Source organism: Salirhabdus salicampi (genome assembly GCF_024259515.1).
Lineage (GTDB): Bacteria > Bacillota > Bacilli > Bacillales > Alkalibacillaceae > Salirhabdus_A > Salirhabdus_A salicampi.
The window spans coordinates 693,892-717,636 of record NZ_JANBWE010000001.1 but is presented as its reverse complement, the minus strand read 5'-3'; the positions used below and the strand labels follow the sequence as shown (position 1 = coordinate 717,636).

Annotated in this window: 22 protein-coding genes and 2 riboswitches; of the genes, 2 read left to right on the top strand and 20 right to left on the bottom strand. The window is 38.2% G+C overall.

Annotated elements, in window-relative coordinates; genetic code table 11:
- Positions 1-47: 47 nt before the first annotated feature.
- Complete coding sequence (locus NLW78_RS03720; protein WP_254495643.1) at positions 48-512, bottom strand: hypothetical protein; 465 nt, start codon at positions 510-512, stop codon at positions 48-50.
- A gap of 175 nt (positions 513-687) precedes the next feature.
- Here NLW78_RS03720 and NLW78_RS03715 point away from each other — a divergent pair, with 175 nt between their 5' ends.
- Entirely contained in the window at positions 688-909 is a 222-nt protein-coding gene (locus NLW78_RS03715) for a hypothetical protein (RefSeq protein ID WP_367617652.1), read from the top strand.
- A gap of 50 nt (positions 910-959) precedes the next feature.
- On the opposite strand, the gene qoxD is transcribed toward NLW78_RS03715, so the two are convergent.
- The 17 genes from qoxD to NLW78_RS03630 all read right to left on the bottom strand — a co-directional run bounded on the left by qoxD (position 960) and on the right by NLW78_RS03630 (position 20,587).
- The gene (gene qoxD / locus NLW78_RS03710; RefSeq protein WP_254495641.1) at positions 960-1,241 is read right to left on the bottom strand and encodes a cytochrome aa3 quinol oxidase subunit IV; all 282 of its coding nucleotides are present in this window, start codon (positions 1,239-1,241) and stop codon (positions 960-962) included.
- Positions 1,242-1,244: 3 nt separating this feature from the next.
- The gene (gene qoxC, locus NLW78_RS03705) at positions 1,245-1,841 is read right to left on the bottom strand and encodes a cytochrome aa3 quinol oxidase subunit III (RefSeq protein ID WP_254495640.1); all 597 of its coding nucleotides are present in this window, start codon (positions 1,839-1,841) and stop codon (positions 1,245-1,247) included.
- Positions 1,838-3,787, bottom strand: coding sequence for a cytochrome aa3 quinol oxidase subunit I (gene qoxB / locus NLW78_RS03700; protein ID WP_254495639.1), 1,950 nt, complete (start codon positions 3,785-3,787; stop codon positions 1,838-1,840). Before qoxB ends, qoxC begins: the two co-directional genes overlap by 4 nt.
- Before the next feature lie 52 nt (positions 3,788-3,839).
- Entirely contained in the window at positions 3,840-4,748 is a 909-nt protein-coding gene (qoxA, locus tag NLW78_RS03695; RefSeq protein ID WP_254495638.1) for a cytochrome aa3 quinol oxidase subunit II, read from the bottom strand.
- Between the two features lie 289 nt (positions 4,749-5,037).
- On the bottom strand, positions 5,038-5,298 hold the full coding sequence (locus tag NLW78_RS03690; protein WP_254495637.1) for a DUF3006 domain-containing protein: 261 nt from the start codon (positions 5,296-5,298) through the stop codon (positions 5,038-5,040).
- 12 nt (positions 5,299-5,310) lie between these two features.
- Positions 5,311-6,753, bottom strand: a complete 1,443-nt coding sequence (locus tag NLW78_RS03685; RefSeq protein WP_254495636.1) for an MBL fold metallo-hydrolase — start codon at positions 6,751-6,753, stop codon at positions 5,311-5,313.
- A gap of 411 nt (positions 6,754-7,164) precedes the next feature.
- Positions 7,165-8,142: an ornithine cyclodeaminase family protein gene (locus NLW78_RS03680; RefSeq protein ID WP_254495635.1), complete on the bottom strand. Its 978-nt coding sequence runs from the start codon at positions 8,140-8,142 to the stop codon at positions 7,165-7,167.
- 129 nt (positions 8,143-8,271) lie between these two features.
- Entirely contained in the window at positions 8,272-10,041 is a 1,770-nt protein-coding gene (gene acsA / locus NLW78_RS03675) for an acetate--CoA ligase (protein ID WP_254495634.1), read from the bottom strand.
- Positions 10,042-10,169: 128 nt separating this feature from the next.
- Entirely contained in the window at positions 10,170-10,817 is a 648-nt protein-coding gene (locus NLW78_RS03670; RefSeq protein ID WP_254495633.1) for an NADPH-dependent FMN reductase, read from the bottom strand.
- Positions 10,814-11,902: a dimethylsulfone monooxygenase SfnG gene (sfnG, locus tag NLW78_RS03665; protein ID WP_254495632.1), complete on the bottom strand. Its 1,089-nt coding sequence runs from the start codon at positions 11,900-11,902 to the stop codon at positions 10,814-10,816. The genes NLW78_RS03670 and sfnG overlap by 4 nt, the downstream gene beginning before the upstream one ends.
- A 90-nt stretch (positions 11,903-11,992) precedes the next feature.
- A riboswitch (SAM riboswitch) is annotated at positions 11,993-12,100 on the bottom strand.
- 41 nt (positions 12,101-12,141) lie between these two features.
- Positions 12,142-13,932 carry a PLP-dependent aspartate aminotransferase family protein gene (locus NLW78_RS03660; protein ID WP_254495631.1) on the bottom strand — a complete coding sequence of 597 codons (1,791 nt, stop codon included), beginning with the start codon at positions 13,930-13,932 and terminating at the stop codon, positions 12,142-12,144.
- Between the two features lie 107 nt (positions 13,933-14,039).
- Positions 14,040-15,104: a homoserine O-acetyltransferase family protein gene (locus NLW78_RS03655; RefSeq protein ID WP_254495630.1), complete on the bottom strand. Its 1,065-nt coding sequence runs from the start codon at positions 15,102-15,104 to the stop codon at positions 14,040-14,042.
- Positions 15,105-15,188: 84 nt separating this feature from the next.
- A riboswitch (SAM riboswitch) is annotated at positions 15,189-15,304 on the bottom strand.
- 158 nt (positions 15,305-15,462) lie between these two features.
- On the bottom strand, positions 15,463-16,224 hold the full coding sequence (locus NLW78_RS03650; RefSeq protein ID WP_254495629.1) for an SDR family NAD(P)-dependent oxidoreductase: 762 nt from the start codon (positions 16,222-16,224) through the stop codon (positions 15,463-15,465).
- 183 nt (positions 16,225-16,407) lie between these two features.
- Positions 16,408-17,712: a DUF4139 domain-containing protein gene (locus NLW78_RS03645; protein ID WP_254495628.1), complete on the bottom strand. Its 1,305-nt coding sequence runs from the start codon at positions 17,710-17,712 to the stop codon at positions 16,408-16,410.
- A 245-nt stretch (positions 17,713-17,957) separates the two neighbouring features.
- Complete coding sequence (gene tcuA / locus NLW78_RS03640) at positions 17,958-19,469, bottom strand: FAD-dependent tricarballylate dehydrogenase TcuA (protein WP_254495627.1); 1,512 nt, start codon at positions 19,467-19,469, stop codon at positions 17,958-17,960.
- Positions 19,470-19,587: 118 nt separating this feature from the next.
- Positions 19,588-20,070, bottom strand: coding sequence for an AbrB family transcriptional regulator (locus tag NLW78_RS03635; RefSeq protein WP_254495626.1), 483 nt, complete (start codon positions 20,068-20,070; stop codon positions 19,588-19,590).
- Between the two features lie 19 nt (positions 20,071-20,089).
- Positions 20,090-20,587, bottom strand: a complete 498-nt coding sequence (locus NLW78_RS03630; protein ID WP_254495625.1) for an AbrB family transcriptional regulator — start codon at positions 20,585-20,587, stop codon at positions 20,090-20,092.
- 43 nt (positions 20,588-20,630) lie between these two features.
- Between NLW78_RS03630 and NLW78_RS03625 the strand changes: the two genes are divergently transcribed.
- Positions 20,631-21,497 carry a LysR family transcriptional regulator gene (locus NLW78_RS03625; protein ID WP_254495624.1) on the top strand — a complete coding sequence of 289 codons (867 nt, stop codon included), beginning with the start codon at positions 20,631-20,633 and terminating at the stop codon, positions 21,495-21,497.
- A gap of 169 nt (positions 21,498-21,666) precedes the next feature.
- Here NLW78_RS03625 and NLW78_RS03620 read toward each other — a convergent pair whose 3' ends face one another.
- Together NLW78_RS03620 and NLW78_RS03615 are read right to left on the bottom strand one after the other, a co-directional pair.
- Positions 21,667-22,281, bottom strand: a complete 615-nt coding sequence (locus NLW78_RS03620) for an RraA family protein (protein WP_254495623.1) — start codon at positions 22,279-22,281, stop codon at positions 21,667-21,669.
- A 23-nt stretch (positions 22,282-22,304) separates the two neighbouring features.
- Entirely contained in the window at positions 22,305-23,696 is a 1,392-nt protein-coding gene (locus tag NLW78_RS03615) for an SLC13 family permease (RefSeq protein WP_254495622.1), read from the bottom strand.
- Between the last annotated feature and the right edge of the window lie 49 nt (positions 23,697-23,745).

The window sequence follows — 23,745 nt, the reverse complement described above, 5'->3', positions numbered from 1 at the left end:
TTCTCCCCAATCATGCAATCAAAAATAGAGATGAGCTATGCTCACCTCTATCCCCAAATCTCTTCTTCTTCTTTTCGTCTTTTACGTTCTTCATACATTGCTTTTCGACGTTTATTAAGTACTTTCTCGTCTGCTTTCCAGTTTTTCATAACTACTTTTAATTGTTCCAGTTCCATTACATAATGGTAAATCTCTGCGGAAAACACGCCATCACGGCCTTCTAATCCATAATAATCCATAAACTCGCCAAGGAACTCATCTAATTGTTCCATTAATTCTTCTTTTCGCGGTGTACCGTAAAGCCATTCCTTATATAAGTCATCTTCATAGTTTTCCATCCAATCGATATAAACAAAACGAATGGCTTCATAATCATCAATATAAGGATGATCCATATCATTTGGTGAATGATCATAGTCATCATAACAGTCATCTGAACAAAACAGTACTCCCTCATTATTGACACGTCTTTCTAACCTTGGTTTTTTGCGGCACACTTTACATCTTTTCATAACATCCCCTCCTTATTTTAAAGATACATACGGCATTTTTCTTTTTCTACGATCTCGTTTGTACAAGTCAATACATATCCTTTAAAACTTTGTGAATAAAATGTTAAAATTCCGTGAAATAAGTTTGACATTTTTGTGAACAAATAAGATAATACAATTAAAGAAGGTGATGAAGATGCAAATTTTAAACGCCGTGAAAATTACGGGTGCTACGGTGATTATGATTGGAATGATTTTACTTTTATTCGGTTTAACTGGAAGCGGTTACAGTTTGTTAGTACCAATCGGTATTGGGACCGTTACTGGTGCAGTTTTCATCTTTATAATGGGCGTTTTCCTTGTGGCTTCTGAAGAAGTAGTGAAAAGAAATCAAGAGGCAAAATCAAAGTTATCTTAATGTAAAACGGAAATAAAAAAGAGAGCGTCCAACGACGCTCTCTTTCGTGTTTAATAACCCCAAATTAAAGCTAATAAAGATCCGAAAATCGTTACTAATGCTACGAATACTCCAAAATATACATTAACGTAAATTGGCTTTTTGTCATTTGTTTCTCCAGCATGCATGAATACAGCGAGCTGTACGCCTGCTTGGATAAATGCTGTTACAAGCAGAATCGTTAAGCCCATTTGAAATGACATGTCTAAGAAATAAACGGAAAGAGCTATTACAGTTAATAATAAAGAAAATACATAGCCTAATACTTGTTTATAAGGAAATAGTTCTTTCATAAATTACATCATTCCTTTCAAGTAGACGAAGCTGAAGATGAAAATCCAAACAACGTCTAGGAAGTGCCAGTAAAGCGAAAAGATAAACGATTTATTAGCTGTTTCAGGTGTAAATCCACGTTTTTTAACTTGAAGAATAATAGCTATTCCCCAGAATAAACCGAATGTTACGTGAGCACCGTGGGTACCTAACAATGTAAACAATGCAGCTGAAAAACCACTTGTTTGTAATGTTAAGCCATGATGAACAAACTCAACAAATTCATAAATCTCTACTGCTAAGAACCCAAGACCTAGAAGAAGGGTAAGGATGAAGAAATTAATCATCGCTGTCTTTCTCCCTAGTCTCATTGCGTGTACAACCAATCCAATGGTAAAACTACTTGTTAATAGCAACACCGTTTGGATAATAAGGGTATCTATTACAAAAATGTCACTATCAGTTGGGCCATTTCCAGTACCTCCAAGGAGTGAGAAATACCCCGCAAACAATGTTGCAAACAAAGCTACTTCTGCAGCTAGGAAAATCCAGAAACCTAATATATTAAAGTTGTTTTGATCTGTACTATATTCGAGAGGTTTTGAGTGATCTATTTTCACTTTTTAGCACCTCCTAATTTTTCTTCCGTTCTTTTGATTTCGTCTACAGGGATATGGTATCCATGATCTACCTCAAATGAACGATGCGCCATACATGCGAAAATCCCTAATGTAGCAATGATTGCTGTAATCCACATACTAAATACTAGTGCGAATCCCCATAGGAAGAAGAAACAACACATAATGAATGGAACACCACTGCTGCTTGGCATGTGAATCTCTTTATATTCACCTTTAAATAATTTATGACCTTTTTTCTTCGCATCCCAGAACGCTTCAGAAGAGTTTACTTCTGGAGTAATGGCAAAGTTATATTCTGGAACAGGGCTATGAGTAGCCCACTCTAAAGAACGTGCATCCCATGGATCTGCACTAATGTCTCTTGATGCATAGCGAGTACTGTAGTAAATGTTATATACGATTAACACGAAACCTACAGCAAGCATTAGCGCACCAACAAAGGAAATCATATTCCAAATGCCAAAACCGGTGGCTTCAGAGTACGTGTACATACGACGCGCTTGCCCATCTAAACCAGAAATGAACATCGGGAAGAACGCAACACATACTCCAATTGCGATAAACCAGAAAGATGCTTTACCAAGACGTTCATTTAACAAGAAACCGAACATTTTTGGCCACCAGTAGAACATACCGGCGATTAATGCGAATACAACCCCCGGGATAATGACTAAGTGGAAGTGTGCCACTAAGAACATGGTGTTGTGATACTGGTAGTCAGCACTTGCCATACCAAGCATTACACCCGTTACACCACCGATTGTAAATATCGGAATGAAACCAATAGAATAAAGCATTGGTGTCGTAAAGCGGATTTTTCCTTTCCAAAGGGTGAGCAGCCAGTTAAAGATTTTCACACCTGTTGGAATTGCAATTGCCATTGTAGAAATTGCGAATATACTGTTTACGAGTGCGCCTTGCCCCATCGTAAAGAAATGGTGTACCCATACGACGAAGGATAAAGCGGAAATTGAAACAATAGACACAACCATTGATTTATATCCATATAGGTTACGTCCTGCGAATGTTGGAATAATCTCACTATAAATACCGAAAGCCGGTAGAACTAGAATGTATACTTCAGGGTGTCCCCAAATCCAGAAGAAGTTTGCCCAAAGCATATCCATTCCACCGTTGTTGATTGCGAAAAAGTGTGTTCCAAACAGACGATCCATTGTTCCCATCGCTAGTGCTACAGTTAACACTGGGAAAGCAAATACGATAATCATATTTGTAATGAGTGCAGTCCATGTAAACATTGGCATTTTCATTAATGTCATGCCAGGTGCACGCATTCTTAGGATTGTAACCATAAAGTTAATTCCTGTAATTAAGGTACCAAGTCCTGCGATTTGAATGGAAAGCATATAGTAGTTCGTTCCAACGTGTGGACTATGCTCATTCCCTGCCAGCGGGAAGTAAGATGTCCAACCGGCATCGGCGGAACCACCAACTACGAATGAAATGTTAAAGAGCATTGCACCCATAAAATATAACCAAAAACTTAACGCATTTAATCGTGGAAATGCCACGTCACGAGCCCCGATTTGAAGTGGAGTGACAAAGTTCATTAATGCCATAATGAACGCCATCGCCATAAACAAAATCATTACGACTCCGTGAGTTGTGAATACCTCGTTATATTCTTGTGCGTGTAATAGTGTATTTTCAGGTACAGCAGTTTGAGCACGCATCATAAGTGCATCAACACCGCCGCGGAAAAGCATTAATATTGCAGAAATAAGATACATAATACCGATACGTTTATGGTCTACGGTTGTAAGCCATTCGCTCCATAAGTAACCCCATTTTCTGAAGTACGTTATACCAATCACAACTGCCAACATCGTTAATGCAATGGCAACCATTGAAGCATATATCGTAAATGTAGGGTTTGGAACGGCAAATCGTTCAAAGAACTCCATGTTGTTTTCTCCTTTCAGGAAATATATCACTTTATCATTCTAGTTGTTTGTATTAATGACCACTATCATCATGCGAATCGTGTGAACTGTGGTCTTCATTATGCTCTTCTGAATCTTCACCATGTGAAGCCCCGTGGTGGGTACTTGGTGGTGGCAAGAAATCTAAATGAGTTCCGGTAAAGGTTAATTGACCTAAATGACCAGGTTCTAGTAACTCTTCAAATCTATCTATTGTTATCGGATCAGCGGTAGCATGAACTTCTTCTACCCACTCCTGAAATTCATCTTCCTCCATTGCGGTTACGTTAAAGGTTTGATGAGCAAATCCTTCTCCGTTAAAGTTCGCATTTCGGCCAACATAATCACCTGGGACGGTTGCGGCAACGTGTAAAGTATTGATCATGTTCGCCATTGCGTATTTTTGACCCGCTAACTGCGGAACCCAGAAGCTTGCAATTGAGCCATGTGAAAACAGCTTAAATTCGATTGGTCGATTTGTTGGAATGTATAGATAGTTTACTGTTTCAATATTTTCTTCAGGATAGCTGAAATGCCATTTCCATTCTGAAGAAGAAACATAAATAATTAATGGTTCTTCGTCTTCAAAACCTTTTGGTGTACTTTCTACTTCATACGTGCTCTTTACCGTAATAACGGAAAGAAAAATGACAATGATAATGGGTACACCAACACATATCCCTTCAATTAACTTGCTTCCATGGATATGGGGTGGTTCATAGTCTTCACTTTGATTAGAAGCACGATATTTAATAAGTACATAGATTAATAGTGCAAAAACGACAACGACGATAAAAAGCATCGTCCAAATAGAAATCATTATGACATCTCTAGTCGTTTCAGCCTGTGGCCCTTTTGGATCCAAAACCGTTAACGGTTCACACCCAGTAAGGAAAGTAGCAATCAAGAATATTATCGATAATAAAGCCCACTTTTTCTTCATTATGGTACCCCTTTCTTATGTTGTCGACGTTTCATAGCAATGAACTTTGTCAGTGTCCTTTTTTTGTTTGCTCATATATCTTATAAAAAAACGGTAATCAAAAACAAATGATTGTGAACACTGTCACAAAAAATTCAACAAATTCCTGTCAAGAAATGTTCAAGATTATCAACTGTCATAGATTGTTAACACTATTGGATAATGATGGAAGTTCCTTGAAAACGCTTATGAAAAAAAGAAGCCCCTTTAAAGGACTTCTTCCTGTTCTATCGAGACGGCTAAAGGGTATTTATGTTTTAAATCGGCTCCCCTTTTTCTGTCTCAATAAATCCATTTTGTTTTCGATACGTTGCTTCGTTTCAACCGTCTCATTATCATTAATGGAGATCACTTCTACGTCTTCACCTTTTTGCTTTATAGTTACCCACGTGCCTTCAATAGCTTTTTCCGGTAGTCTGACAGCATCAATAATAATTTCTTTTTCCTTTTGACCAACTAATAAGACAGCATGCTTACCATCCACAATTCGGTCAACCACTGCTTTTTTCATATCCATCCCCTTCTACTTAACACAAGCTAAACCTTGCTCTTTAATATCTCCTAATCGATTCTCACTAATACCTCGTATTCTTGTTAACTGGTCTATGGAACTGAACGACCGCAACGAGATTAAATCATCCGCTCTAGAGTCACCTATATGAATAATTTCGGTTAATCGTTCTTTCGTAGCAGTGTTTACATCAACACAATTAGCCGAAACCTCTTCTTCTTCAGGTGCTTCTTCTTTTTCTGCTGTTGTATCTTTCGATGTTTCCTCTGATGGTTCTGTCGTAATGGTTCCACTTGTTTTCGTTTCTACGGTGTATGTCGTACCATTTGTTTTCACAAGAATGTGACCATGTACATCTGTTCCATATAACTTTATTCCCATCGACCTCACACGATTCACGACTTCATCATGTGGATGTCCATACGAGTTTCCATGGCCAGCAGAGTAAATGGCTACTTCCGGATTAATAGCTTTTAAAAATGCTTCTGTATTCGATGTGCTTGATCCATGATGCCCTAATTGGTAGATATAAGCTTTTAGATCATAATCACGATTTAATATTTCCCGTTCCGTTTCATGCTCCGCATCTCCTGTAAACAAGAAGTTTACATTTCCATACCTTACTTTTACCGCAACAGAACCTTTGTGAAAATTCCCATTAATACTGTATGGACTTACGACATCTAGTTGCGATGAACCAATCGTAAATGTTTCACCAGCCCTCGGTTCATGGTAACTAGCCTCAGACGCTGCAATTGCATCAATGACACGTTCAAAAGTACGTGACGTATGTGCGTCACCACTCATCCATACTTCTTTAACAGGAAAGTTTTGTAGTACTTTATCCATTTGACCTATATGATCAGCGTGGGGATGCGTTCCAATCATTAAATCAATGCTTTGAACACCTACTGAATTAAGGTAAGGAACGACATCACTCGCATTGTACCGTCCGGCATCAATAAGAATGGTAAAATCAGGGCCCAAAATGAGGGTGGAGTCACCTTGCCCAACATCCATATAATGAACGACGAGTTCGCCTGATGGCGGAGGTATCGATAACTCATCATGACTTTTTTCTGTTTTCGGTTCCGCCTCTTTGTTCGTCGAGGACGCCTGATCCTCTGTTTCTTGTTCTTCTTTTATGTTGTCATTAGCATCACTTGAATGTTCATCGTCGGCTAATTTATCTTTTTTCTCTCCTAAGTCTTTCGTTTCTTCGACGATAACCTCTTCATCATTCGCCTTTTTATCTGAAACATCCTCGGTCTTTGTTTCTATCTCGGCAGTTATCCCAATCATTACAAAGCTAAGTACGAGGGTAGACCCGCATATTAAGGACACCCTTTTACGGGTTTTTGTTTTTCCCCACTTTAAAACTGTACGTGGACTAATAAGTCCGACAAACCAAGTGATAATGGAAAGAAAAAACACGATTAGAAAAAAATCATCCAATTTATATCAAAGCTCCTTTTTCATTTTGTCTAATTTGTATGTCATTTACCATCGCGCATAATGAAATGTATTCATTACATATGTTTTCGATAAGATGATTGGAACTTTTTAATGTGTCCATAGTCATCAATACTTCGTTACGATTGTTACACACACCGTATTAGACGGCAATACGATTCTTGCCGTTAAATATTTACTATGATGCCATTTAGTCAAAAACTCTTATGCTATATGGACTCCCAATCTATTAGAGGTACTATGTAATTTCTGCTAACTTTATGTATGCAGATTAGTAGTGCACAACCCTTTTAATGCATTAAAGTAAGCATGCCTGAAATTTCACTAACTCTAAGTAAAAAAAGAAGCCCTTGATCGGGACTTCTCACATGGCCAAGTGAATATATCCTAACATTAGAGATGAAGTTTCGTTCCAATATTTCTTACCTTAGCTTTGTCGTAAATATATCTAGCCACAACAATATCAACGACGGCTAATCCTACTGATTTGAATAATGTAATCTCTCTTTCTGATTCTCTACCCGGATAATCTCCAGCTACAACCTTGCCAAGTTCACTGTAAATATCCGATTCATTGAATAACCCTTCCCTAATTGGGACTTGCAAGTCACCTGTTTCTTCTAACGCCGCATCTTTCGCTTCTACTACAACTTTATTTGCCGACGTCACAGCATTTGAAGGTAATTCTTGCATAGTTGGACGAAAAGAGCCGACTGCATTGACATGCACTCCTGGTTGTAAAGAATCAGAAAACACAGGTGTTAAAGCATTTGTAGCGGTAACGACAATATCTGCTTTCTTTACGGTTTCGTTAGCATCCGATATTACTTCGGTTTGTATTCCATATGTATCAAACACATATCGCGCGAATTCCTCTGCTTTCTTTTTTGTTCGATTATAAAGATAGATTTGTTCAATATTACGAACCGCGAGCACCGCAGCAACTAACCCTTCGGCTTGTGCACCTGTCCCAATTACGCTCAACGTTTTCGCATCTTCTCTTGCTAAATATTTCGTCGCAACACCTGACAATGCACCTGTCCGAACCATTGTCAAATACGAACCTTCCAACATTGCTACGGGTTCACCAGATTCAAAGTCTGATAACATGACAACTCCGTTAATCGCCTTCTTTCCTATTTTTGTATTGTTTGGAGCGACAGATACGACTTTCAATCCTACACTTTTTAACTCTTCTGCTACAGACGGCATCACTAGTGATGTGTTTTGCCCATTGTGAAATGGTAGTGCTGCTCGAATAGGAGTTACTGTACGGTTAGCTGAGAATTCTTTTAATGCTAACGAAGCATTATCAATCACTTCATTCATGTTAACTAATTGTTTTTGTTCCTCTTTACTTATGACAAGCATTGTTCTCCTCCCTTATTAAAAATTCATTTTCAACACTTCGCCCTTTAAAAAAAGGGGTTTAACCATCGTTAAACCCCACACCCTATACCCTTATTCTATTTTATACCATCCCATATTGAAAGCGGTATTTTATTGTTTTGTTGTATATAACGTCTCTTTCTTCTGTCCGCCATCCAATGCTGATGTATCTCCTGGGTCTATTCCAAGGTCCCACGCTTTTAAGACGCGCCGCATAATTTTTCCACTAATTCTCGTTTTCGGTAGTTGCTCAAGTACTTCAATTTCTCTTGGTGCCGCGTGGGCTGCTAATTTTGTTTTGACAAATGCTCTCACATCTTTTAACAGCTCATCACTCGGTTGGTAACCGTTACGTAAAACGATAAAAGCTTTAACAATTTCTCCTCGTAACTCATTAGGTTTGCCGATTACCCCTGCTTCAGCTACAGCTGGATGTTCAATTAATTTACTTTCTACTTCAAATGGCCCAATACGTTCACCAGAAGAGTTAATCATATCATCATTACGGCCTTGGAAGAAAATATAGCCGTCTTCATCTTTATAAGCTAAATCACCTGAAATATACCAACCGTCATATGGAAAATAAGATTGATGTTTTTCCTCATTCTTCCAAATCCCTTTCATAATCGACGGCCAGTTTGCTTTTATTGCTAATTGTCCGACTTCACCTATTGGTAACGGCTCACCTTTATCGTTAAGTATTTCTACTTTTATGCCTGGTAAAGGTCTTCCCATTGAGCCCGGCTTGATGGGCTGTGACGGCAAATTCACAATTAATTGTGCTCCTGTTTCGGTCATCCACCACGTGTCATGTATACGTAATTGTAACGTCCTCTTCCCCCACGTAATCACTTCAGGGTTAAGTGGCTCCCCAACACTTAAAATATGTCGCAACGACGATAAGTCATATTGTTTCTGCAGTTCTTCACCTGCCGACATTAACATACGAAAAGCTGTTGGCGCACTGTACCATACAGAAATCCTCGTTCTTTCAATCAATTCATACCATGCTTCTGCCGCAAATCGCCCTCCATTGACAATAATGGTCGCGCGGTTCAACCAAGGCGCAAACACACCGTAGGAGCTTCCTGTCACCCAGCCTGGGTGTGCCGTACACCAATATACATCATCTTCTTTTAAATCGAGGACCCATTTTCCAGTTTGATATTGTTGTATCATAGCACGATGGGCGTGGAGAATGCCTTTCGGTTTTCCGGTAGAGCCAGATGTATAGTGAATAATCATTGGATCGTCACGTTCTACCCACTCAATCACATTTTCATCTGATTCAGCATCTAACCCTCTGATTTCCTCCCATAAAGACAATTCGTCTTGTTGACATTCGCTAGACTCACCGGTAATGAGTACCGTTTGTAAATCAGGAAGCTCTTCCCTCGGAACACGGGACACAAGCTCTGAATTCGTAATCAGTACTTTCGCACCACAATCTTGCATTCTATCTTTAATAGCTTCCTCCATAAATGCTTCAAAAAGAGGACCTGCAATGGCTCCTATTTTGATAACAGCCATAATGGCAACATAACAGTCCGGATGCTTTGGTAAAAAGATAAAAACACGGTCACCTTTTTTTACGCCATGTTTTCTTAAAACCTGAGCATATTGGTCAGACTGTTGTTTTAAATCCGCAAAAGTTAATTTTACTTCTGTTTCATTATGGACGTAGTGAAGGGCTATTTTATCACCATAACCTTCGTCAACATGCTTATCAACTGCTTCATATGCGATGTTCAGTTGACCTGTCTTACTCCAACTGAATGCTTTCTCTACCGACTCCCATGAAAAATTATTGTAAACCTTCTCATAATGCTGCAAATTGTAATTACTTTCATACGGTTTTACGATGCCACTTGTTACCGTCATAATGGTTCCACCCCTTTACTAATTATGTAGTTTTAGCCCCCCTTCCTATTGGATCGGGGGGAGTTCTCTTTTGTACTAATGTCCCTATGAATGAGAAGAAAATGTAATAAGTTGATAACGGCAACAGACTAACTTTTTGTAGCTGATAAACTTTTTCTCGGAATATAAGGTTTTTTTGCAATTGTATGGCTATCATATAATCGGTGATGTAAATCAATAACAGAGTAAGATAGCACCCGTAACCGTTCCAATATTTCATCTGATATCAACCCTTGATTGTCGTAGTGCTCATTGTGGGCATATACACCACCTGGTACAACATGAGCCGAAAAATACCCGGCAAGTGGATGGAGTTGATGTTCAATCGCTAAAAAGTGGTGATACGTTCCGCCTGTAGCAATAAAACCAATTACTTTCCCTTCTAAACAATTATTCGGAATTAAATCAAAGACGTTTTTCAACGCACCACTCATAGACCCGCGGTAAACTGGGCTACCAACTATAAAGGCATCAGCTTCGATAATTTTCTTAATAAGCTTTTTCGTATCCCCTTCGTAGTCGAGAGGGTTACGACCATCACAAAACTGTAGGTCATAGTCTTTTAAATTTACAATCTCCGTTTCGATTGTTTGATCATACTTATCGGTATTTAATTTTTCTTTAATTGCCTGTTTCGTCTCAAAAAATTGTTCTTCTGCAAATTGGATTGCCTTCTCTACTGCTAGAAATGTTTTTGAACGGTCAGATAAACTGCCGGAAATCCCTAATAATTTCATACAAGGATGCCTTCTTTCGTTAATCGTTTTTCTTTTTCCCGAACGAGAGGGATGACTTTTTCTCCAAACAATCGTAAGTCTTCCTCATAGTGGAAATGCCCTGTTAACACGAGGTCCACCCCGACTTTTTTCAATTCGATAATGCGATTTGCCACTTGTTCCGGCGTTCCAATGAGACCTGTTTTAAACCCATCGTTATATTGAACCAAATCTTCTTTTGTAGAGTTAGCCCACATCCCCTGCTTATCTTTTGTTGATTGGCCCGCCTCTTTTACGGCTTGTTGAAATCCTTTCACCGCCTCTTCATCTTTATTGGCAATAATATCTCTTAGAAGTTGAACCGCTTCCTCTTCTGTATCACGAACGATGGCGAAGCCATTAATTCCAAATTTCACTTCTTCTTCTCGGCCCTGGGCCGCTGCTTTTGCCTTTACATCTGCAATTTGCTCTTGAATTCCTTCCAATGTATTCCCATTCATAAAGTAATAGTCCGAAACTCGAGAAGCCATATGACGAGCATCTTGTGAGTTTCCACCTTGGAAGATTGGAATGTCTTTTTCTGGTTTTGGCTTCAATGGTGCATCGTTAATTTGATAATAGTTTCCTTGGAAGTTTGCTTTTTCAGCGGTAAACATTTCGCGGAGAACACGAATGAACTCCTCTGCTCGTTTATAACGCTCGCCGTGTTCTAGCCACGGTTCACCATAACCGTCGAACTCACCCCTGAACCAACCGCTTACAACGTTTACTGCAGCACGCCCATTACTAATGTGATCAAGGGAAGCAAGCATTTTTGCGTAAACTGCTGGGTGCCATAGCCCTGGTAGAACCGCCGATATTAAGTTTAATTTTTTCGTTACACTTGCTAAAGCTGAAGCTAATGTCATCGCTTCCAGTTGATATTCCGCTCCATAACTAGCAAAAAAACGAGTTTGTAATAACGCGTATTCAAATCCTACTTCTTCCGCAATCTGTGCATACCGTTTATTCGCTTCAAAACTCCAATCCGTTTTTTGTGGAAGGTTTGACACAACCAATCCTCCACTAACATTTGGTATCCAATAAGCAAATTTAAGTTGACTCATAATCATTTCCTCCTTAGTTTAACTAGGTTATTTCTCCATCAAAAAACCCTTCCCACCAAAGTGAGAAGGGCTGCAAATAATCCTGCAGCTCTCTCATCTTCGGAATGTTTCATTCCTCTGAAATTGGCACCTTAGCATTTGAATATACTGGTTGCCGAGGCTTCTTTGGGTCAGTCCCTCCGCCTCTCTTGATAAGAGAATCATCGATATTTTATTGCTTATATACCAGGAATCAATGGTTACACGTAAGTAACGATTGTTCCTCGAAGACGTTGGGTTTCTTTATAGGTACAGCGGTTATGAACGACGTCATACCCTTGTTCTGCAGCAATTTTTACTGCTTCATCAGATATGACACCTTCTTGCAGCCAAAATATCCCTTTATGATCTAACTCCCCCGCTTCTTTTGCAATTTCAATCGCAGCTTCTGGATTCCTGAACACTTGGATAATATCAACAGGTTCTGGAATAGAAATGAGATCTGGATACACTTTTTCTCCTAAAATCTCCTCTTCCCGGGGATTGACTGGGATTAATTTATATCCTAAACGTTGCATTTTACGAGCTAAACGGTAACTCGGTCTTGCTGGTTTACCTGACAGACCTACAACGGCAATTTTCACCGGACGTTCTTCTCCATTTTCATTGATGGTTGGTGATTTTAAGACACGGCGAATGACACCTTCGTCATTCACGACAACCTTTTGACCGTCTCGTTTATTACCAGTAGCTTTTGAAATCGCATTAAACAAGTCAGTAGTTAAATCATCGATATGTTCAATTCCTACTGATAAACGAATGAGATCCTCAGTTACCCCTGTCGCGATCAATTCGTCACCAGTTAATTGTTGATGTGTTGTACTTGCAGGGTGAATTATAAGTGATTTTGCATCACCGACATTAGCTAAGTGGGACCAAATAGAAATATTGTTAATAATAGCCTCTCCTACCTTTCGGCCACCTTTAATGCCGAAGTTAACTACAGCACCATAACCATCATCTAAGTACTGTTTCGCAAGCTCATGGGACGGATGGTTTTCTAAACCTGGATAGGTTACCCAATCCACATCAGGGTGTGCCTGTAAATGTTTAGCCAATTGTTGTGCATTTCTACAATGTTCTCGCATCCGTACATGTAATGTTTCAATTCCTTGTAAAATTAAAAATGCATTGAATGGGCTTAAACTTGGCCCAAAGTCCCGAAGTAATTGAACTCTAGCTTTCATAATAAACGCTAAGCCACCGAAGTCGTTCCAGTAACGAATCCCGTTATAGCTTGGATCTGGTTCTGTAAAGGAAGAGAACTTTCCATTTCCCCAATTAAAACGTCCACCATCTATAATCAAGCCCGCAATAGAAGTTCCGTGTCCACCTAACCATTTTGTTCCTGAATGAACAACAATATCTGCACCGTGATCGATTGGACGGCATAAGTAAGGGGTTGGGAATGTGTTATCTACAATTAGTGGAATACCCGCTTCGTGGGCAACATCTGCCACCGCTTCAATATCCAACACATGTAAGCTTGGGTTACCGATTGTTTCAGCATAAATTGCTTTCGTTTTATCGGTAATTTTTTCACGAAAGTTGTTTGGATCCGTTGGATCAACAAATGTCACTTTCACACCATAACGCGGTAAAGTTTGAGCGAATAAATTATACGTCCCCCCGTATAAATTCGTTGCAGCTAGAATCTCATCGCCACTTTCCGCTACACTTAAAATGGATAATGTGATGGCTGATTGCCCACTTGCTGTAGCTAAAGCACCTACACCATTTTCGAGTAAAGCAATACGTTTTTCTAATACATCAACAGTTGGGTTGCCAATACGGGAATAAATATTCCCCGCTTCATCTAAAGAAAATAACCCCGCTGCATGTTCTGTATTCGAAAAAACGTAAGAACTTGTTTGATAAATGGGTACTGCCCGTGAACCTGTTGTCGGGTCTGGTGCTTGCCCTCCATGCAATACTTGTGTTTCAAAAGCGTATTGGGTTGTCGCTTCCTCTTGAGTCGTTTTTTTAGTCATAAATTTTCCTCTCTCCCTTATTTGAATTTTCGGTGCATAAGAATGTTGGCTTTACGTTGTTCGTTTCGTAGGAATTCTCCGAAGTCATCCGTTTTTCTAAGTACAATTTATGGTCCGTTCCAGGCCCCAATCACACGACTTTGATCAACTTGGTTCCTCTCTTCTTGTGCTAGCAAAAAATCCTTTACAACGTGTTGCCACTTTTCTGGTTCGACGAGAAAACCATCATGACCAAAATCCGTTTCGACAGAATGATAACGGACATCTATGCCTGCATTTTCTAACTGTCGCGCTGCTTCATGAATCGCCTTAGGCGGGTACAGCAAATCGTGGCTAAACGAGACTGTTAAAATAGGTGCCTGTATTCGCGCCAAAACATCTCCTAAACTTCCACGACCCCGTGTAATATCATGGGAATTCATCGCTCTAAGTAACGTTACATAACTGTTTTCATCAAATCGTTGCAATAATTTATTCCCTTGGTAATCTAAGTAATTTTGAACTTCATACCGATCGTCTTCCCCTTGTGAGCGTTCAAAACGATTATTAAATAACTGTGGTGACCGATAAGTAATCATTCCAATCATTCTAGCAATTTCTAACCCTTTACCGTTAGAGTCCGTTTCATTTTGATGAGATAATATCGCTTGTTCTGCTATGTGATTATATGCGAGAGCATAATCCGAAAAGATAGGAGTTGATGCAAGCGGGACATACACTTCTGCAAACGTTGGGTCCATAACTGCCCATTCCCATACTTGCATTCCCCCAAGGGAACCCCCAACAATGGCATAAACTTGATCAATATCTAACTTCGCTAAAAACTGTTTTTGTGCTCGCACCATATCTCTAACCGTTATATTCGGATAACCTAACGTATCCTGTTCTACATCAGTACCATTACACCCGCCAATTACGTTTGTCGTAAACACGGTATACTTGTTTGTATCAATCATTTTCCCAGGTCCAATAAAGTCGCTCCACCAACCGTCATGATGTTCCCCATATGCCCATTGGTTACCAGTTAAGGCATGACAAATGACAATAATCTGGTCATGTGAAGCCGGCCACTTCCCAACTCGTTCGTAAGCAATTGTGCAATTTCGTGCTTCACCGTTTTCTAACATAAATTCACCAATACTTAACTGACTGGACTCATATAAATCAGACATTCCATCCCCCCTCTATGGATTGAAAAGTTTCAGTGAAATGAAAAACCCCCTTCACGAGGAAGGGGGTGGATAATCTAGTCCTTCCTCTTATCTCTAGAAGACAAATGTCTTCTCAGGAATTAGCACCTTTCCAACGTCGAAATCACATTGGCGGTTGCCGGGTTTCATCGGGCCAGTCCCTCCACCTCTCTTGATAAGAGATCACTCATTTATGAAGTTTTTAACTTTAGTGTTTTCAATCACGTTTGTAAATTTTTATTGTTTACAAGGATAAATTAGAACTTGAAATCTGTCAACTCAAAATAATGAAAATAATGAAAAAATTTTGTGTTCAGCTTTCCATATACCTTTCCCCTCGTTAAAAATTCATTCTAGACTGTCCTCCATCTACGTTTAGACTTACCCCAACAATCCATGAAGCCTTTTCTGAGGCTAAAAATGTAACAACGTTTGCCACCTCTTCAACCGTCCCAAAGCGTCCAGCTGGAATTTCATTTTGAACAAAAGCATTTATTTTTTCTGGGTTCTCTTCAAGGCGCTTTTTCCAATTTCCTGTTTCATGTAAAATGCTTCCCGGTGCCACACTATTGACTCGAACGCCGTAAGAGATTGCCTCATCAGCCAAGGACTTTGTAAAACTTATCAGTGCTGCCTTTGCATTATTATATGTAGCCCGTCCTCCACTTTCTCTTCCGAAAATAGACGTAATATTAATGATAGAGCCACTTCCTGCTTCTTTCATATTGTCGACAGCAAGTTTACTCAAATGGACCGCTGAAAAGTAGTTTAGTTCGAGTGCTTCATGAAACAAATTCATATCCGTTTCAACAACTGTACTTCCATTGCTTCCTCCTGCATTATTCACAAGAACATCAATCGTACTGTGATCATATAAAAATGACTTCATCAAATGCTTTCGTTCCGTTTCGTCAGTGATATCCACCGGATATATGCTTACTTTTCCCCCTAATTCTTCTTTTGTTTGTTTAAGCGTATCCTCATTACGTGCCGCAATTCCCACATTTGCCCCCTCTGCTGCAAAGACTTCTGCTATCCCTTTCCCAATGCCTTTTGAACCACCTGTAATTAAGACATTTTTTCCTTTTAATTGTAAATCCATTCCAAAATCCTCCTTACGGTTGTCGCATCTCTTTTCACTAACTTTATCATATTGTGGAAAATCATTGTTATCAAATTGCTGAGTTTCCACCTTTGGCAAAACTTTACCTGTCTTCGGAAAAATTGTAATCTTTTGTAGGAATTATCAATAAAGACGTACCTAATATACCCTCCAAAAATCTCCTTATTTATGTAGTTTAATAGATAAGCTATGGTCTTTCACATATGAAAATTTGACGAATTCTTCACTATTGGCGGGTACAGCAACTTCAAACAGTACTTCCTGTGCATTGATTTTTTGAAATGGATGTGTTGTTTCGGACACTTCAATAAATTTATAAGAGATAGGGTGGTATATGTTCAAAACAACGTCTTGATCCTTATGGTTCCGTATTTTATATGCATAAGAAGACACCTCAAGATGACCATTTCTCTTCCGATCAACATGTTTTCCTTCACATATGACGTCAAATGCCTGCCCTAAATACAATTTGATGGTTTCGTTTTTAGGTGTATGCTGGATTCGGTCTTCCCCTATAAACTCTAAGCTACCATCATCTTCGTCTTCACTGTACACTTTTACTTTCCCTTTTGGTAATGGTAGGCCTAACTGATTGTCTTTTCGATTTTCAAATTGTAACAAGATATGAACGTCATCATTACGACCTTTCACTTCATAATGTTTTGTATATTTAATATCTCGTCCGTTTAATAGATTAATTTGCTTTTCTTGATTGTTTTTTAATGTCGTCATCCCATTTAAAGTATAAAGATGATAGTCATTAAAACTTTGCTCTACGAAATCGGGTTCAGCATCGATGTCCATATTGTAAGAAATTACTTCATCTCCAAAGCTATGCACTGTTGTTTCTTTATTCACTTTACCAGCGATTAATTTCAACCTTGCATCTTCAAATGTTGTGCCTGATTCATTTGTTATTAAAACCCAGCCAGATAAGTGTAAGTGTTCATCTTCCAAGTAGAGAACGTAATTCGCATACCATTGAAAGCCACCTGTTGTATACGTAACTTCCGTTTCCGTTAAGTCATGGGGATGTACCTTGCAAATTAATGAGGGATGCACGATGAGGCCGTTTGGTAGTTTTGGTAGAATGATTTCTTCTTCAGGGTCAACTAAAATTTCTTTCGTCTCTTCATTTTCTAATATAATGCCACTACTAACACTTAAAAGACGACAAGGTACTTTTTCGTTTTCATCAGTGCGTATATAGACAGTGTGATCGAGGTATTTTTTTAATAGCTTATGCTTATCTACTAAATCATGATCATAGTTAACTTCACGTATGTGTAATCCTTTTACAATAAGGGAATCTATTTCAATTTTTTCTGATACGTCCATATAATGAATCTCTTCTTGTTGTCTATAATCACGAAAATCCCGTTTTTCTTTTACAACAGCAAAATAGGAATTATATACGGTAATGGCTAAATCCTTGGTACTTTGCTTTGATGATTTATAAACCGACATAGTCATCATCTCCTAATAAAGGTAAATTTTAACTATATGATAGCATATAAGTACAATTTATCCGATAACTACATATACATGATTTAACTTTTACGTTCGTTCGCCAGATTAATATTCTGCCAAAATAACAATAAAAAAGACGTATATCATGTAGTTTTTATTTTCAATGAAACTACATATATACGTCATGAACATGACTTTTCTCATTGATAGCCGATTATGAAATTTGTATAATTTCCTATGTCTTATCCGTTTTTAACAGAAGTCTCTTGAACGTATTTTGCCGCTGAAGTCCCTGCAGTCTTTCCAAAAACTGCACCTGACATTAACCCACTTCCACCAGGATAGTTTTTGTAAAAGATACCTCCAATCATCTCTCCAGCTGCATACAGGCCTTTAATTGGCTCATCATCCTTATTCAGGACTTCTGCCTTACCGTTTGCCCGAACTCCACCGAAACTGAATGTCATGCCACATGTAACGGGGAAAGCATAAAATGGTGGTTTCTCAATTTTTAATGCCCAATTCGACTTTGGTGGTGTAATTCCCGCTGTCTTTTTCCCATCTTTTTCTGCCGGTTTATATTCTCCGTCTTGAACAGCGTTATTATATGCTTTAATCGTTTCGATAAACTGTTCTCTGTTTACATCTAATTGATCCGCTAACTCTTCAATAGTATTGGCTGTAAATACTGTCGCCTCTTCTCGGTCATACTCATCACGTAACATCGGTCGAACTTGTTGGTCGTAAATTTGATACGCGATACTATCCGGTTGTTTTAGTACTTCTCGACCATATTTTGCATAGGTATAATTTCTAAAGTCTGCCCCTTCATCCACAAAGCGGTATCCATCTTTATTGATCATAATACCTAGAGGATAAGAATGCTTTTTGAAAATATCACCTGGCTTCGTAAAATCCCCAACTTTCGGAGCATTAGCATCAGTACCAATTGCATGCCCGCCGCCCCAATCTCCAAACGGTTGTGCACCTACTTCAAATGCAATTGATAAGCCATCTCCCGTATTAAATTCAGTCCCACGGACGATTGCATTTCCCCATTCTTCACCTAGGTTTTTTACACGAAGTTTTTTATTTGCTTCAAAACTTCCACATGCTAAAACTACACTTTTCGTATTGACCGTCACGTTTTCACCCTGTTTATTCACTACAACAGAAGAAATTTGGTCGTCATCTTTAATTAATTGAACGGCAGGTGATTCATACCACACATCAATACCTAATTCTTCAGCTCGTTCATTTAACTGTTTAATTAGGCCAACCCCTCTATCTTTTGTCTTAACAGGTAAGCCACCCCAAAAGTGATATTTACCATCTTTTAAAAAAGATTGATTATCATATATAAGTTCAAAAATGATGTTATGTGAGTGCATCCATTTAATGGTTTCATACGATTCGTTAACTAAATGGCTGGCTAATTCTTGATCTGACTGGTTACCTGTTGCTTCCATTAAATCGGCGTAATATTTCTCTTTCGTATAAGGAGGCATCACAATCTTATCAGCTTCTTCATCTGTTATTGAAGGAATTACTCTCCTTAGATCTTCTAAACCATTGAAAGCAAAGCGAATAGCACCATCAGTAAAGAATGAATTGCCCCCTCTTTTTTTCTTAGGGCCTTTTTCTAGTACGAGAACTTTTGCATTGTTTTCCCGTGCTGCTATAGCAGCACATAAAGCAGCATTTCCAGCCCCGACTACAACTACGTCATAATTCAATTCATTTTTGTTTGCCAAAATTCCCACCTCATTTTTTGTATTTTCCAACTATTCAAACACCTATAAATATATTAAAATAGAAAATAGCATAAGTGAAATATTGAAATTTTATCATTAGCTATAAATAACTTTTATGTTATAAAAGAAATTTCATTAATAAAGGAATTAAGGTAATAATCATCATCACTCTATACAAATGCGTGATAATGACGAGTTGGACATCCGTTTCCAATTCTTTTGCAATAAAGATAATTTCACTCATACCAGCTGGAATTATGGATGTAATCGCTGTCACTCTATCAGTACGTAAAAACTTTATCAGAATATACGCCATCCCGATGGAAAACAAAATGTGTAGTATTACGGATAGAATGCTCGGTATTATTAAATCTTTGAACTGTACCAATATGTCACGATTAATATTTAAACCTGCTACACCACCAATCAGCACTTGTGCATAAAACCGGACTTTTTTTGGAAGTGGGTTCATATGTAACCAAGCTAATTGAGCAATTAAAACAAACACAAAACTACCAACAAGAACCCCAATTGGTATTTGAAGATAGTACCCTATCAAAGAACCTAATATTGCTAAAAAAATGATTTGTACAATGTTCAAGAAAATTCACTACCTACTTTTAATTTTGTTTTGCATTCAGCCATTTGAGTATATATGGAATCGTAAGAAGTAATAACATCAACCGAATAAAATGGAACAGAGCTACACCTGAGACATTACCACCAATTGTGTCTGTCAGAATTAACATCTCCGCAAAACCACCAGGGATAACAGCTAAGTAAGCATTTATAAAATTTAAATTTGTTATCAGTGTCATGAACCACGCAATGAGAGCCGAATATACAATCGTTAAAAATCCAAATAAAACAATGAATATAGTAATATATTTACTTAATTTCATAGTATTCTTCTTAAACATCAGCGCTAATGTGACCCCAAGAATGCTTTGGCCAATCCACTTAATCATCGAATGTACCTCTAACGGCTCAAAGTAACCGATGCACTGCCATGTCCCTATTAAAATCATCGATCCCATTAAAGCGCCGGCTGGGATTTTCAGTTTTGACCCTAACGAACCACCAACGAACGCAATCGCTAAAAATAATAATGTATCCATTTTCATTACCCTCTCTATAAACAACAAAAAAAGGAGTTGCTATATGATTGAAAAAGATTGGGAGCTTTTACTACAACTATACGAAGAAGGCACTATAACGAAAACCGCACAAAAATTATATATCTCACAGCCTGCTTTAACTTATCGAATAAAGCAAATTGAAAAAGAATTTAACACAAAAATTATTTACAGAGGAAGCAAAGGGGTCCACTTTACGAATGAAGGTGAATATTTAGTTCAATATGCAAGGAAAATGTTAAAAGAGTTACACAAAACAAAAGACAATATTGAAAACTTAAAAGAAGATGTTCAAGGTACGTTACGGCTTGGGATTTCGAGTAATTTTGCTCTATACCAATTACCCGTTTTACTTGAAGGTTTTATCTCGAAATACCCAAATGTTGAAATTAACTTAACAACAGGTTGGAGTTCAAATGTATTACAATTACTCCAAGGTGAAGATGTTCAAATTGCCATCTTACGTGGGGAGCATAATTGGTCAGATGCGCAACTAACGTTAAATAGAGAACCCATTTCGATAGCATCCAAGGAAGAGATTGATTTAAGTGAGTTGCCAAACTTAAATTTAATTAGATATCAAACCGATGCTGGTTTAAAACAAACTTTTGACGGGTGGTGGCAGCATACATTTAATGTTCGACCAAGAGTATCAATGGAAGTAGATAGAATTGAAACATGCAAAGAGCTGGTAAAAAAAGGATTAGGGTACGGAATATTCCCGAGCATAAGTTTAAAAGACGAAGACCAATTACATACATTTGACTTAACTTATAATAATCAAAAGGTTTTACGTAAAACATCTATGCTATATCGCAAGGAGTTCCTTGACCTTAACGTTGTATCCGCATTCGTAAACTTTATACGGGATTTTTATCATATTAGAGAATAGTAGACTTCTATCCCCCCGTTTCCTGGTTGTTGTTACCGGTTCAGTAAAAATTGTAAATTCTGAATAACGGGAACCGGCAACAATATGTTTTTTCTTTTTTCCAGGTCACAGAATTGGTATGGTGAATTAGAAGCTGCCAACTAGAATGAATCTGTCTCTGTTATTACTCTTATTTTTCAGAAAAAAGATCCTCTAAATATGTACGGGCAGTTTCTTCGTTCACCAATACTTTATTTTCACGTTCGATATCTTTCTGTTCCTTATTCCTGGCTGCCTCCAGCACTTCCTCTTCCTTCCCTTTCGGTATACAGACAACACCATCGGCATCACCTATAATAGTATCCCCTGGTTTTATTACAGTACCTCCACAAGATACGGGTACATTAATCTCGCCTTTCCCGTACTTATGACTGGCTGCTGTTGTAGATCCTTTACAAAAGACAGGAAAATTCAGTTCCCTTATCCCTTTAATATCACGTATTACACCGTCTATGACTACACCAGCTAGCCCTAATGTTTGAGCTAAGCCCATAACGAAATCCCCTGCCGATGCCATATTTGTGTATCCTTTTGCATCAACAACGAGAACATCCCCTTTTCGGGCCTCTTTAATGCCCTTTAAGAGTAACAAGTTGTCTCCCGCTTGCAAGTTAACAGTATATGCTCTTCCAATTACCGACAAATCATCCGATACAGGCTTAATAGCATTGTCTAAATGATGAAGTCCTTTTAACGCATCTGATACACATGTAGTTGCAATAAATTCAAATTGATTTTCTCCCATCAATTTTCACCCTTTCAAATTAATTATATAAAGATTGGCCACCAGTATAGTGCAATCACCAGTGTTAAACCAACAGAAAAAATTGTTAATATCGTTCCAGGTACGATAAAGTCCCTTTGATGAACTACCCTCGTGTCTTGTACTAAAATATTTGGCAAAGTACCAATGACAAAAATGAAGCCAAACACTAAGGTTACACTTGTGATTAAAACGATATAAACCGGATTTACCCCAAGTGAACTTGACATACTTAAAGTAATTGGTATTAAAGTAATGGCTGCTGTCCCAATGTTTGTAATAATAATGTGATAGAAATGAACAATAATGATCATGAATAACAGGAAGAGCACATCATGATCTGCAATGTTCACCAAACCTGACTGTAACAATAGATCGGCAACATAGTCGGCTGTTCCATTTTGATTTAATATATTCCCAATGGAGAAAGTAGCACCTACGATAAAAAATAGACTCATATTAATCTTTACGATTTTATCCCACTTAATAATTCCAACTCTTGGAAGAGAGAAGAATAATACACCAAGCAAAGCTGAGAAAGCTGGGTGGATTCCGTGAAGCGATTCGGTTCCCCATAATAAGACAACCGAGAATAAAATGATAATCGCTTTTTTTTCCTCGTTATTAATCGGTGGAACTTCTTCTTTCAAACGATTTATCTGTACTTGTATAAACTTTTTTGGATAGTATTCAACATGTACAACCTTCGTAATCGTGAAGTAGATAAGGGGTAACATGAGTAGCCAAATTGGCATCATGAGAAGAAACCACATAACATAAGAAATGGTGTAAGAAGTATATTGATTAATAAATTCTACTGCAATCACATTAATAATCCCAGAAGGTAAAAAACATATCGTACTTACGTTACCCGCATACGCCAGACCTAACATCACTTGTTTTTTCACACCAGAAGAACCACGAGGTAAACCTTCAAGTAAATTCTCAACGATTGGTAATAAAAGGGCCGTCCGAATGCTAGGAGCAGGGACGAATAGAGATAAAACTTGTTGTATAATGATAATACCGATTAACACACCATTCCGTAAGCCCATTAAACGAAGTAAGAACCATAAAGCTAGTCGTTTCCCTAGATTCGTTTCATTAACAGCCTTACCTATCATTAATCCCGCCATTACTAAAAAGAGTGCTAAGCTTGAAAATCCACTTAGTATTACTTCAGCTTCAACGATATCAAATAACATAAATAACATTAATAATAACAAGGCTGTTTGTGCATACGGAATAGGTTCAAATATCCATAAAGGAATACTTGCGACGATTAAAGATATTGATAGACTAATAGGTAGAGATAAATTATTGGTTAGAAGGAATAATAACAAGAAAATTACAATGGAAGACCCAAAAATTATCCCCTTTGTATAAGTGGAGCGCACTGGTTTTATTCCTCCTACTTTAGTTACTGGAAAACAATAACGGCACATT